The following is a 12,824-nucleotide window of genomic DNA, read 5'->3' on the forward strand; positions in this document are numbered from 1 at the left end:
GGCTCATCTGATAGCGCAAGGCCCGAAGGTCCCCTGCTTTCTCCCGTAGGACGTATGCGGTATTAGCGTTCCTTTCGAAACGTTGTCCCCCACTACCAGGCAGATTCCTAGGCATTACTCACCCGTCCGCCGCTGAATCCAGGAGCAAGCTCCTCTCATCCGCTCGACTTGCATGTGTTAGGCCTGCCGCCAGCGTTCAATCTGAGCCATGATCAAACTCTTCAGTTCAAACATCTTTGGGTTTTTAAGAAACCCTAAACTTGGCTCAGCAATCGTTGGTTACATCTTTGATTTCTCGCGGAGTAACTTGTGATGCTGATAATCTTGTTGACTATCAGTCTGACTGCACAAGCACCCACACGAATTGCTTGATTCAGTTGTTAAAGAGCGGTTGGTTAAGATCTTTCGTCTCAACCGAGGCGCGCATTCTACAGCAGCCTCATTTGCTGTCAAGTGATTATTTTCAGAAGCTTTCGAAGAATTCTTCAACAACTTCAACCACTTGCGCTTCCGATCTCTCGTTAGCGGGAGGCGAATTCTACAGCGTTAATCGCTGCTGTCAACACCTCTTTTTCTCCGCTTTCGACCGAGAAGATCGAACCGTTAAAAGAGCTACACATCACTGCTCTTTCAACTCCTTCCAGACTTCGATGACCTGAAGCAAGCCGCTGTCGAAAACCGCGTAACTCTTTGAATCTCAAGGAGTTTTCCGTTTCGACTGCGCCGGAAGTGGGGCGAATTATAGACCTCTGGAATCTGCCGTCAACCGTTAATTTCGCTTTTCTTGCAGATTCTGCTTTTTAGCCATTAAACGCGGGATTCGCCTCATCACCGGCGGCACACGAAGCAGCAAGAGCACAGCGCCTATAAAGGCATAAATCGCCCACTCCTCTAGATCGGCCCGCACGATCCAGAGCATATGCAGCAAACCCAGCCCAAGTATCACGTAAACCAAGCGATGCAGCTTCTTCCAGCGAGCACCCAAACGACGCTGACTATAACGATTCGACGTCACTGCCAGTATCAGCAATCCGAGAAAGCCGAGTGCACCGACAATGATGTAAGGCCGCTTACGTAGCTCAACGCCCAACTGTGACCAGTCAAACCCGAGGATAAACGCCATATAGCTGAACAGATGTAGCGCTACATAAGCAAAACACCAAAGCCCTAACTGCCGGCGCACTGCAATCCACCCCGCCCAGCCGCTCAGCTTTTGCAACGGCGTCATGCTCAACGTAATCAACAGCAACACCAGCGTGCCAAGCCCGAGACGATCAACCAGCACCTTGCCTGGATCAGGCCCGAGCAGATCGGCGAACGCCTGATAGAACCACAGCAATGGCCAGATCGCTGCCGCAATGAACACGCCCACTCGCCAGAACGGATAACGCATCAGTAGTTCTTCCGCAGATCGAGCCCTGTATATAAAGAAGCGACTTCATCCGAGTAGCCGTTGAACATCTCCGTATCGCGCACATTCGGTTTGAACAGGCTGTTCGGCAAGCGCCGCTCGCGGGCTTGGGTCCAGCGCGGATGATCAACCGTCGGATTCACATTCGCGTAGAAGCCATATTCATCGGCAGCAATGCTTTGCCAAGTGGTCTTCGGCTGCTCGCTGACCAGACTGATGCGCACAATGGATTTCACGCTTTTGAAGCCGTACTTCCACGGCACCACCAGACGCAAAGGCGCGCCGTTCTGGTTCGGCAGTTCGCGTCCATACATGCCCACCGCCAGAATTGCCAAAGGATTCATCGCCTCATCCAGACGCAAGCCTTCGACGTACGGCCAGTCGATCAAGGCAAAACCGGAACGCTGGCCGGGCATGCTCTTGGGATCCAGCAGGGTTTCAAAGCGGATGTACTTGGCCTTGGAAGTCGGCTCGACCTGCTTGAGCAAGGCCGAGATGGGAAAGCCGATCCAGGGAATGACCATCGACCACGCCTCGACGCAGCGCAGACGATAAATACGTTCCTCCAGTTGATACGGCTTCATGAAGTCTTCCAGCGCATAACGCCCCGGCTTACCCACCTCCCCGTCAATGACCACGCTCCAGGGTTCGGTTTTCAGGTCGCCAGCGTTCCTCGCGGGATCGCCCTTGCCGGTACCGAATTCATAAAAGTTGTTGTAGTTCGTAGCGTCTTTATAAGGCGTGATCGCCTCGTCCTTGACATTGACCGCCCCCCATTGAGTAGAAGGAAGCTTTTCGGCAAACCAGGCCGGAGCCTTGCCGGATTCGACGTCAGAGTAGCGAGGGGTATCAGCGGCATTGGCCCAGCGCGGCAGGCTGCTCACGGCAATACCGGCAGCAGTGGCGCCGAGCAATTGGCGACGGGAGAGATAAATGGCTTCAGGCGTGACATCCGACTCATGGCAGTCGGATGCTTTGGGGATCTTGATCAACATGACAACTCCGCAGCTTTGGAGGACAGGTGCACCCATAGACTGCGGAGTATGCGGGAAATTACATCATTCGGCGTTTTTGTGACGACGAAGACGCAACAGATACTGCACCGGACCGGACGCCGCATAGGCGAGAAACACCAGCAGCAGAATGCGTGGCGGATCACTGAACACGACAGCGAATACCAGCACCACCGCCAGGATCGCCACGAACGGCACGCGACCTTTGAGATCCAGCTCCTTGAAGCTGTTGTACTTGATGTTGCTGACCATCAGCATGCCGGCCGCCGCCACCATCAACGCCACCAGGAACGACATCTTCGAACCCTGAATGCCGTAATCGCTGAACGCCCAGACAATGCCGGCCACAACACCTGCCGCCGCCGGGCTGGCCAGACCGATGAAGTAACGTTTGTCCGCCGTGCCGACCTGGGTGTTGAAACGCGCCAGACGCAACGCCGCACCCGCTACATATATGAAGGCGACCATCCAGCCGACCTTGCCCATGTCTCCCAGCGCCCAGCCGAAGGCCAGCAATGCCGGCGCGACGCCGAAGGCGACCATGTCCGACAGCGAGTCGTACTCGGCGCCGAAGGCACTTTGCGTATTGGTCATGCGCGCCACGCGACCATCAAGACCGTCGAGCACCATCGCGACGAAAATCGCGATCGCAGCGAAGGCGAAGTACTTGCTCGCATTCACCGAGTCGCCGGCGCTCAACGCGGCCTGCGCGCTCATCGAGTTGATGATGGAATAGAAGCCTGCGAACAGGTTGGCGGTGGTGAACAGGTTCGGCAGCAGATAGATACCACGATGCCGGACTTTACGACCTTCGGCGTCGTGCCCTTCTTCGATGTGTTCATCGATGGGCAGCAGGCTTTCGGCGTCGGAAGCCTTGTTCGGCTCTTCGGGACGTTCGCTCATGGACATTACCTTGCAACGGTTTGGAAAAAATTCGACAGAGGCTTGAGGACGACAGTTCGGCCACAAACGATGCAGCTTTATACCAGAAGCACCGGCCCAAACGAAAAAACGCGGCCTAGGCCGCGTTTTTCGTACAAGGGACGACGACTTAGTTTTTGGCTTTGTCGACGATCTTGTTGGCACCGATCCACGGCATCATGGAGCGCAGTTGCTCGCCGATGATTTCGATACCGTGAGCGGCGTTGTTACGACGCTTGGCGGTCATCGAAGGGTAGCCGGTTGCGCCTTCGCTGATGAACATTTTGGCGTATTCGCCGTCCTGAATACGTTTCAGGGCGTTGCGCATGGCCTGACGGGATTCGGCGTTGATCACTTCCGGGCCAGTCACGTACTCGCCGTACTCGGCGTTGTTGGAGATCGAGTAGTTCATGTTGGCGATACCGCCTTCGTACATGAGGTCAACGATCAGCTTCAGTTCGTGCAGGCACTCGAAGTAGGCCATTTCCGGCGCGTAGCCAGCTTCAACCAGGGTTTCGAAACCGGCTTTTACCAGTTCAACGGTACCGCCGCACAGAACGGCTTGTTCGCCGAACAGGTCAGTTTCGGTCTCGTCCTTGAAGGTGGTTTCGATGATGCCGGTACGACCGCCACCGACGCCAGCGGCGTAGGACAGTGCAACGTTTTTGGCGTTGCCCGAGGCGTCCTGGTAGATCGCGATCAGGTCAGGGATACCGCCGCCTTTGACGAACTCGGAACGCACAGTGTGGCCCGGGGCTTTCGGCGCGATCATGATCACGTCGAGGTCGGCACGCGGAACAACCTGGTTGTAGTGAATCGCGAAGCCGTGGGAGAAGGCCAGAGTGGCGCCTTTCTTGATGTTCGGCTCGATTTCGTTCTTGTACAGCGAGGACTGGAACTCGTCCGGGGTCAGGATCATGACCAGGTCGGCAGCGGCAACAGCGGAAGCAACGTCGGTCACTTTCAGGCCGTGAGCTTCGGCTTTGGCAACGGTGGCCGAACCTTTACGCAGACCGACGGTAACGTCGACACCGGAGTCTTTCAGGTTGCACGCCTGAGCGTGGCCCTGGGAGCCGTAACCGATGATGGCAACTTTCTTGCCCTGGATGATCGACAGGTCGCAGTCTTTATCGTAGAAAACTTTCATGAATTTCCCCTTATATCCGGCCGTTCAGGCCATGCGCTAATTTGGTTTAGATGCTGAGAACTTTGTCGCCGCGAGCAATGCCGGTCACGCCGCTACGGACGGTTTCCAGAATCGATGCGGTGCCGATGGACTGAATGAAGCTGTCGAGCTTGTCGCTGGTACCGGTCAACTGAACGGTATACACGCTGGCGCTGACATCGACGATCTGCCCACGGTAGATATCGGTAGTGCGTTTGATCTCGGCGCGCTGGGCGCCAGTGGCCTTGACCTTGACCAGCATCAGTTCACGCTCGATGTGAGCGCTTTCCGACAGGTCCACCAGCTTGACCACTTCGATCAGCTTGTTCAGGTTTTTGGTGATCTGCTCGATGACTTCATCGTGACCCACGGTGGTCAGCGTCAGACGCGACAGGGTCGGGTCTTCGGTCGGCGCCACGGTCAGGCTTTCGATGTTGTAGTTGCGCTGCGAGAACAGGCCGACTACACGAGACAGAGCGCCGGGTTCGTTTTCCAGAAGCAGGGAAATAATGTGCCGCATGATTAAGTACGCTCCGTCTTGCTCAGCCACATATCGCGCATGGAGCCGTCTTTGATCTGCATCGGGTAGACGTGCTCGCTGGTGTCGACCGCAACATCGATGATCACCAGGCGATCCTTCATGGCGAACGCTTCGGCCATCTTCGACTTCAAATCTTTCGATTCGGTGATGCGTACGCCAACGTGGCCGTAGGCCTCAGCCAGCTTGATGAAGTCGGGCAGCGATTCCATGTAGGAGTGCGAGTGACGGCTGCCGTAGCTCATGTCCTGCCACTGGCGAACCATGCCCAGCACACCGTTGTTGAGGATGACGATCTTTACCGGCAAGCCGTATTGCAGGCAGGTCGACAGCTCCTGGATATTCATCTGGATACTGCCTTCGCCGGTGACGCAGGCAACGTCGTCGTCCGGGAAGCTCAGTTTGATGCCCATCGCGGCTGGCAGACCGAACCCCATCGTGCCCAGACCACCGGAGTTGATCCAGCGGTTCGGCTTGTTGAACGTGTAGTACTGCGCAGCGAACATCTGGTGCTGACCCACGTCGGAGGTCACAAAGGCGTCGCCCTTGGTCACTTCGCAGAGGGTTTCGATCACGGTCTGCGGTTTGATCTTGCTGCCGTCGCCCTTTTCATAAGGGAACAGGCCGCGATCGCCACGCCATTCATCGACCTGCTTCCACCAACTGGCCACGGACTCCTTGTTCGGGGTCTCGCCGATTTCCTTGAGGATCGCGACCATTTCGGTCAGGACGCTCTCGACCGGACCCACGATTGGCACGTCAGCCTTGATGGTCTTGGAGATCGACGCCGGGTCGATGTCGATGTGGATGATCTTGGCGTTCGGGCAGAATTTCGCCGGGCCGTTGATCACCCGATCGTCGAAGCGTGCGCCGACGGCGAGGATCACATCGGCATGGTGCATCGCCAGGTTCGCGGTGTAGCTGCCGTGCATGCCGAGCATGCCGATGAACTGACGGTCAGTGCCAGGGAAAGCGCCCAGACCCATCAAGGTGTTGGTCACCGGCAGGTTGAGCATTTTCGCCAATTCGGTCAGTTGCGCGGAGCCATTGCCGAGAATCACGCCGCCGCCGGAGTACAGCACCGGGCGCTTGGCCGCCAACAACATTTCTGCCGCCTTGCGGATCTGCCCGGAGTGACCGCGAACGGCCGGGCTGTAGGAACGCAGCTTGGCTTTCTTCGGGAAAACGTATTCGAATTTCTCGGCCGGATTGGTCATGTCTTTCGGGATGTCGACCACGACCGGGCCCGGACGACCGGACTGCGCCAGGTAGAAGGCCTTCTTCATGACTTCCGGGATTTCCGAAGCGTGCTTGATCATGAAGCTGTGCTTCACGATCGGCCGGGAGATACCGATCATGTCGGTTTCCTGGAACGCGTCAGTGCCGACCATGGTGCTTGGCACCTGACCGGAAATGATCACCATCGGAATCGAGTCCATATAGGCGGTGGCGATACCGGTGATGGCGTTTGTGGCGCCTGGACCGGATGTCACCAATACCACGCCGGCTTTACCGGTGGCACGGGCGTAGCCGTCAGCCATATGGGTAGCCGCTTGTTCGTGACGAACCAGGATGTGGGTCACTTCCGGTTCTTTGAACAGGGCATCGTAAACATGCAGGAGAGCACCACCCGGGTACCCGTAGATATATTTGACGCCTTCGTCACGCAAAAAGCGGACGAGCATCTCACCGCCAGATAAAAGCTCCACGTTGTTCACCTCTAAAACGCCAGAATACCGTCCACAAAAAAGGGGCGGGTCTTAATAGGTTTACTTCTCGGCAGAGCATGAGCGACGGTGGTCGCCGACTACGTCAGCACTGACTGAGCAAGTATTGGGATCGTCCCAAGTGTTGCGGGCCTTTCCCACCCAGCGCGAGGTAACGCGTTGCGGGTGTAACAGGTCGGCGCGGATGTGCGCCTCATGATCTACCGAGTGGGTCTGCTTCTGGCAGTCCCTCTACAGCGGACTTTGGATTCTTCTGTTTCGCCCTCTGCAAGTCAAGTCGTCTGTGGGGTTAATTGTGGGTAAGCACATGAGAACGCAAGAAAAAACCTGAAAAGCGCTACTCTGTTAGCGTCAATTGCGCATTTTTGCCAAGGAATCAGCATGCGAACGCTCCTCCTCACTTTGCTGATCGGTCTCAGCCCATGGTGCTCGGCCGCTCAAATCTACAAATGGGTCGATGCCCAAGGCGTCACACATTTCGATGCACAACCGCCGCAGGGCCAACCGGCGACGACCCTGCAAACGCCCTCCTCACCCGCGCCGAAAGCCGCGCCGCTGCCGGGCGGCGGCGTACTCGGCGATCAGAAAGCCATTGATGCCAAGGTGAAGAAACAGGTCGCCGAGCAGCAGGCGCAGCTCAAGGCCTTTTGCGAACAGGCACGCACGAACCTGGCGCAACTGCAGAACAATCCGCGTTTGCGTGAGGAGGTCGAGGGGGATGTGCGCAGGCTCGACGATACACAGCGTCAGGAACGCATCGTCGAAGCGAAGAAGCAGATTGCCGAGAATTGCTCGTAATCGCTGCGAAGGAGCTGTGTAGGAGCTGCCGAAGGCTGCGATCTTTTGACTTGTTTCAAAGCAAGATCAAAAGATCGCGGCCTCGTTGCACTCGTCAACTCCTACACAACCGCGCTCAGCGGGAGGCAGTGATCAGCAGGTCAAACTCTTTGAGCAGCACCTGCAACTGCCGATCCTTGCCGCCAAGGTTGCGCTGGGCGAAGACCATTTCCGCCATTTCCTGAATGCCCGAGGCGTTCGGCAAGGGCAGATCCTGTTCGAGGATCATCTTCATGCGCGGCAGGAAGATCCATTGCAGCCATTGCTCGAAGTCCAGCGTGTCGACCGAAAACGGCTCGACACTGCTCAGGGCTTCGACCGACGGCTGAACCTCATCCCACCAGCCCTGGGTGCGCAGCTCGCGTTCAATCAACAACAGCTGATCGGCGATTTTCGGGAAACGCACGTCCATCACAGGGAAACCTTGGCCTTCTGACGGGCCAGCGCGGCGCCGGCGGAATCGCCTTGTTTCTCACGAGATTGAGCGATGATTTCCCACAGGCTGGCTTGCAGATCCGGACGACCGTTGGCCATGGTCAGCGCACGACGGGCAAACTGCTCGGCTTGCGGCGCATCGCCCTGGGCCATGCGCACCTGCGCCAGACGGTAAAGCACTTGTGGCTCCCGGGGGGCGACACGTTGCGCCCGCTCCAGGCTGGAAGAGGCACCGTTGAGGTCGCCGCCGGCCTGCTGCTGTTGCGCGGTGGTCAGCAAGGCGAGTACCGGACCGTCCAGTTGCTCATCCGCCGACAGCCCGCCACCGCTGCTGGCCGAAGGAATGCCACTTGGCGTCGACGGCATGCTGTAGCTGCCGGAGTTGATCGGCGCCGACTCAACCGCCGATGGGTTATACGGCCCCGACGTGATACCGCCAGATGCAGGCCCCGGGACGATCGGCGAAGAACTGATCGGTGTTGACACCGCAGCACCGCCGCCCGGCACCATCACCACCACGCCGGTATCGCCCTGCGGAATCGCCTGAGTCTGGCCCTGCGCCGGGCGCTTGACCGTGGTCTGGCGGAAACCGCCATTGGCGCCGATGCGTTCGCTGTTGGACACGGCCGTACCCGAATCCACTACCGGAATCGAACCACGCTGTACGGTGGAGCAGCCGCTGAGCAAAGCCACGGCGGTCACCGCTGGAATCAACCACTTGTTCACTTGAAACCCTCTTTGCTTAATTCATCCAGCCCTTGACCCAGTCCATCACCGACTCCGGCGAGGCAGGTGTTTCGCTTGCACACGCGGCGCCGGGTGGCGGCTCGCTGCCGCGAATATACGGCATCTGTACCGCGCCGGGGCAGTTGGCATCGGAACCCTGGCCGGTGCGCGAATCGACCCACGCTTGCACGACGTTGTCCGGCTGCGGCATGTCCAGCGGCAGCGGATCGGCCTTGCGCATGAAACTGGTCCAGACCTGCAGCGCACCGGTGGCCCCGGTGAAGGGCGTCTTGCCGTTGTCGTCGCGGCCGAGCCAGACCACTGCCAGCAGATCCTGACTGAAACCGGCAAACCAGCTGTCGCGCGAATCGTTACTGGTACCGGTCTTGCCCGCCAGTGTCAGGGTCTTGGGCAGCACGTTATAAACCGAACTGCCGGTACCTTCACGCATCACCCGCTGCATGGCGTTCTGGATCAGGTAAATCGAGGCAGGATCGAAGCGCTGTTCGATCTGGAACGGATAACGCTTGAGCGGCTCGCCCTCGGCGGTCAGCACGCTGCGAATGCCGCGCATCGGCGTATTGAAACCACCGTTGGCCAGCGTCTGGTACATGGTCGCCACTTCGATCGGCGTCATACCGCCAGCACCGAGCAGCATCGACGGGAACGCCGGGAATTCACGGGTAACTCCCAGACGACCTACGGTCTTGAGCACGTTCGGCACGCCGACTTCCAGGCCCAGGCGCGAGGTCGACAGGTTGTAGGAATGCGCCAGGCCCTGATAGAGGAACACCGTACCGTGGGAGCGGCGATCGTAGTTCTGCGGCTTCCACACCTGACCGTTGGCGCCTTTGACTGACAGCGGATCGTCCGACAGCCAACTGGTCAGCGTGTACTGGCTCGGTTTCTCAAGCGCGGTCAGATACACCGCCGGTTTGATCAGCGAGCCGATCGGGCGTACCGCATCGAGTGCGCGGTTGAAACCGGCGTAACTGGCCTGACGGCTGCCGATCATCGCCTGGACTTCGCCGGTTTCCGGGTTGGTCACGACCATCGCCGCTTCGACGTCATCCGAGCCCTTGCGCCCGGCCAGACGCTTGAATGTGTCGTTGACCGAGGCTTCGGCTTTCATCTGCAGAATCGGGTCGAAACTGGTGAAGATGCGCAGGCCTTCTTCGGTCAAGTCTTCGTCGCGGTAGTCTTCGCGCAACTGGCGTTTGACCAGGTCGATAAAGCCCGGGAACGAGCTGTCGGCGAGCTTGCCGCGAGTCGTCACACCGAGCGGCATTTTCTTCGCCGCTTCGACTTGTTCGGGGGTTGCCACGCCTTGCTGCGCCAGCACGTCGAGGACCAGATTGCGCCGCTCCAGCGCGCGTTCCGGGTTGCGGCGCGGGTTGTAGTAGGACGGTCCCTTGACCATGCCGACCAGCATCGCAACCTGATGCAGTTTCAGTTCGGACAAAGGCTGGCCGAAGAAGAACTGACTGGCCAGACCAAAACCGTGCACCGCACGCTGGCCGTCCTGACCGACGAAGACTTCGTTGAGGTAGGCCTCAAGAATTTCCTTCTTGTCGTAATGCAGTTCCAGCAGCAACGCCATCATCGCTTCGGTGAGCTTGCGGGTCAGGCTGCGTTCGCTTGTCAGGTAAAAGTTCTTCACCAACTGCTGGGTCAGCGTACTGCCGCCCTGGGTCATCTTGCCGCCGGAGGTGTTGATCCACACGGCGCGGGCGATCGATTTCGGCGACACGCCCCAGTGGCTGTAGAAGTCGCGGTCTTCGACGGCGATCAGGGTTTCGAGCAGGTACGGCGGCACCTGATCGAGTTTGATCAGGATGCGGTCTTCGAGATTTTTCGGGTAAATGCCGCCGATCATCAGCGGCTCGAGGCGCACCACCGACAGTTTCGAACCGTTGGTCGAGGACAGTTCGGCGACGTAATCGCCGGAGAAGCGCACACGCACCGGCTGCGGCTTTTCCAGACCTTCATAGAACTGGAAGCCACGAGTGTTCAGGTCAACCGTATTGCCGCTGACGGCGGCTGCGCCGGGGCCATTGCTCACGGCTTCGCGGCGATAGCCGAGGGCATCGAGTTCGGTGAGGAAATCGTCCTTGCTGAGCTTCTGTCCGACGAACAGCTCAAGCGGGCGCGCGTACACCTTGGCCGGGATGGTCCAGCGCTTGCCGGAGAACTTCTCCTGCACCACGGCATCGAGGTAAACGGCAAAGCCGGCCAGCACTACAAGGCCGACCAGGCTGAGTTTAATGGCCCAGCTCAACCATGGGCTGAGGCCCTTGGCTGGTGGTTTTTTCTTGGTACGGGGGGATCGGGATCGAGTCATGGCGGCGGATTATACGCACTTTATCGATCCTCAACAGGCACGCGCGGAGGTTTGCGTCAGGCGGGCAAGCAGCCATAATGGCCGCCTCGAATTCCCCCGCCTCTGAAGGATCGCCCGTGAGCCAGTCCCTGATCGCTGCCCTGCAAAACCCGGCCCTCTACCCGCATCCCGTCGAAGGGTTTCAGGTCATCGAAACCCACATCTCGTGGGTGATTCTCACCGGGCCCTTTGCCTATAAAGTGAAGAAGCCGGTGAATTTCGGCTTCCTCGACTTCACCAGCCTCGACGCACGTGCGCATTTCTGCGCTGAAGAGCTGCGGCTGAACCAGCGTCTGACCGATGATTTGTATCTGGACGTGTTGCCGGTCACCGGCAGCGTCGAGGCACCGCAACTGGGCGGCGACGGCCCGGCTATCGAATACGTGCTGAAAATGCGCCAGTTCCCGCAGAGCGGCTTGCTCAGCACCCTGCAAGCCAATGGCGAACTGACCACTCAGCACATCGACGCGTTGGCCGAGCAGATCGCCCATTTCCATCTCAACGCCCCGAAAGTCCCGGCCGAACACGACGCCGGTACACCGGACAGCGTGATGGCGCCGGTCGCGCAAAATTTCGAGCAGATCCTGCCGTTCCTCAGCGACAAGAACGACTTGCTGCAACTTGAGGCATTGAAAGCCTGGGCCGAAAGCAGCTTCGAGCGCCTCAAGCCCCTGTTCGCCCAGCGCAAGACACAAGGTTTCACCCGTGAATGCCACGGCGACATTCACCTGGGCAACGCCACGGTCATCGACGGCAATGTGGTGATCTTCGACTGCATCGAGTTCAACGAGCCATTCCGTTTCACTGATGTCTGGGCCGACACCGGCTTCCTCGCCATGGACCTGGAAGACCGTGGCCTGAAATCGCTGGCGCGTCGCCTCATCAGCCAGTATCTGGAACTGACCGGCGACTATGAGGGCCTGGAAGTGCTGAACTTCTATAAAGCCTACCGCGCGCTGGTGCGGGCCAAGGTGGCACTGTTCAGCATGCCGGCGGACGCGACTGCGGTGCAGCGCGCCACCACCCTGCGCCAGTACCGCAACTACGCCAACCTGGCGGAAAGCTACAGCACCATTCCTTCGCGCTTCATGGCCATTACCCACGGTGTTTCCGCAGTCGGCAAGAGCCATGTGGCCATGCGCCTGGTCGAAGCGCTGGGCGCAATTCGCCTGCGTTCCGATGTCGAACGCAAGCGCCTGTTTGGCGAGCAGACCGTCGCCAACGATGTGCAGGCCGGCATTTACAGTGCCGACGCCAGCACCGCGACCTACGCACGTCTGCATGAAATCGCCGAGGTGATTTTGCACGCCGGGTTCCCGGTAGTGATCGACGCGACCTATCTCAAACGCGAGCAGCGCGATAACGCGGCGAAGATTGCCGAAGCCACTGGCACGCCGTTCCTGATCCTCGACTGCAATGCCCCGCAAGCGGTAATCGAAAGCTGGCTGGCGATGCGCCAGGCCGATCAGAAGGATCCGTCCGACGCCACCCTGGCAGTGATCGAAGCGCAGCAGGCCAACCGCGAAGCGCTGACCCCGGAGGAGATTCTGCGCAGCAAACGCGTGCAGACCAATGAATCCGGCACGCTGGACACCGTGGTTGCGCAGATCCGTCAGCGCCTGCCGGGCCTGTAAAAAACTATTTCGGCCGTGAAGCCCTCGCTCGCTTCAC

General features: G+C 58.8%; 11 protein-coding genes and 1 rRNA gene. 2 read left to right on the forward strand and 10 right to left on the reverse strand.

Going from position 1 to position 12,824, the window contains the following annotated elements:
- The 7 genes from AC0Z5Z_RS14245 to AC0Z5Z_RS14275 form a co-directional block, all read right to left on the reverse strand.
- A 16S ribosomal RNA gene (locus AC0Z5Z_RS14245) occupies window positions 1-228 on the reverse strand; the annotation flags it as partial.
- 541 nt (window positions 229-769) lie between these two features.
- The gene (msrQ, locus tag AC0Z5Z_RS14250) at window positions 770-1,393 is read right to left on the reverse strand and encodes a protein-methionine-sulfoxide reductase heme-binding subunit MsrQ (RefSeq protein ID WP_095181813.1); all 624 of its coding nucleotides are present in this window, start codon (window positions 1,391-1,393) and stop codon (window positions 770-772) included.
- A complete protein-coding gene (msrP, locus tag AC0Z5Z_RS14255; protein ID WP_485611232.1) occupies window positions 1,393-2,406 on the reverse strand; it encodes a protein-methionine-sulfoxide reductase catalytic subunit MsrP in 1,014 nt (337 codons plus the stop codon). The genes msrQ and msrP overlap by 1 nt, the downstream gene beginning before the upstream one ends.
- A 63-nt stretch (window positions 2,407-2,469) precedes the next feature.
- A complete protein-coding gene (gene pssA / locus AC0Z5Z_RS14260) occupies window positions 2,470-3,327 on the reverse strand; it encodes a CDP-diacylglycerol--serine O-phosphatidyltransferase (RefSeq protein ID WP_016773182.1) in 858 nt (285 codons plus the stop codon).
- A 148-nt stretch (window positions 3,328-3,475) separates the two neighbouring features.
- Window positions 3,476-4,492 carry a ketol-acid reductoisomerase gene (ilvC, locus tag AC0Z5Z_RS14265; protein ID WP_003228216.1) on the reverse strand — a complete coding sequence of 339 codons (1,017 nt, stop codon included), beginning with the start codon at window positions 4,490-4,492 and terminating at the stop codon, window positions 3,476-3,478.
- Between the two features lie 46 nt (window positions 4,493-4,538).
- Window positions 4,539-5,030: an acetolactate synthase small subunit gene (gene ilvN, locus AC0Z5Z_RS14270; RefSeq protein ID WP_003176102.1), complete on the reverse strand. Its 492-nt coding sequence runs from the start codon at window positions 5,028-5,030 to the stop codon at window positions 4,539-4,541.
- A 2-nt stretch (window positions 5,031-5,032) separates the two neighbouring features.
- On the reverse strand, window positions 5,033-6,757 hold the full coding sequence (locus AC0Z5Z_RS14275; RefSeq protein ID WP_039761986.1) for an acetolactate synthase 3 large subunit: 1,725 nt from the start codon (window positions 6,755-6,757) through the stop codon (window positions 5,033-5,035).
- A gap of 399 nt (window positions 6,758-7,156) precedes the next feature.
- On the opposite strand from AC0Z5Z_RS14275, the gene AC0Z5Z_RS14280 reads away from it, so the two are divergent.
- Complete coding sequence (locus AC0Z5Z_RS14280) at window positions 7,157-7,573, forward strand: DUF4124 domain-containing protein (RefSeq protein WP_252876902.1); 417 nt, start codon at window positions 7,157-7,159, stop codon at window positions 7,571-7,573.
- 115 nt (window positions 7,574-7,688) lie between these two features.
- On the opposite strand, the gene AC0Z5Z_RS14285 is transcribed toward AC0Z5Z_RS14280, so the two are convergent.
- The 3 genes from AC0Z5Z_RS14285 to mrcB are packed head-to-tail and all read right to left on the reverse strand — an operon-like array spanning window position 7,689 to window position 11,114.
- Complete coding sequence (locus tag AC0Z5Z_RS14285; protein WP_041477845.1) at window positions 7,689-8,024, reverse strand: YqcC family protein; 336 nt, start codon at window positions 8,022-8,024, stop codon at window positions 7,689-7,691.
- A complete protein-coding gene (locus AC0Z5Z_RS14290; protein ID WP_041477844.1) occupies window positions 8,024-8,773 on the reverse strand; it encodes a tetratricopeptide repeat protein in 750 nt (249 codons plus the stop codon). Before AC0Z5Z_RS14290 ends, AC0Z5Z_RS14285 begins: the two co-directional genes overlap by 1 nt.
- Before the next feature lie 16 nt (window positions 8,774-8,789).
- Window positions 8,790-11,114, reverse strand: a complete 2,325-nt coding sequence (mrcB, locus tag AC0Z5Z_RS14295; RefSeq protein WP_095181816.1) for a penicillin-binding protein 1B — start codon at window positions 11,112-11,114, stop codon at window positions 8,790-8,792.
- 116 nt (window positions 11,115-11,230) lie between these two features.
- Between mrcB and AC0Z5Z_RS14300 the strand changes: the two genes are divergently transcribed.
- Window positions 11,231-12,787 carry a bifunctional aminoglycoside phosphotransferase/ATP-binding protein gene (locus tag AC0Z5Z_RS14300; RefSeq protein ID WP_056790394.1) on the forward strand — a complete coding sequence of 519 codons (1,557 nt, stop codon included), beginning with the start codon at window positions 11,231-11,233 and terminating at the stop codon, window positions 12,785-12,787.
- Window positions 12,788-12,824 lie beyond the last annotated feature (37 nt).

It is taken from the genome of Pseudomonas sp. 1L-E-NC-VB-C3 (assembly GCF_057291535.1).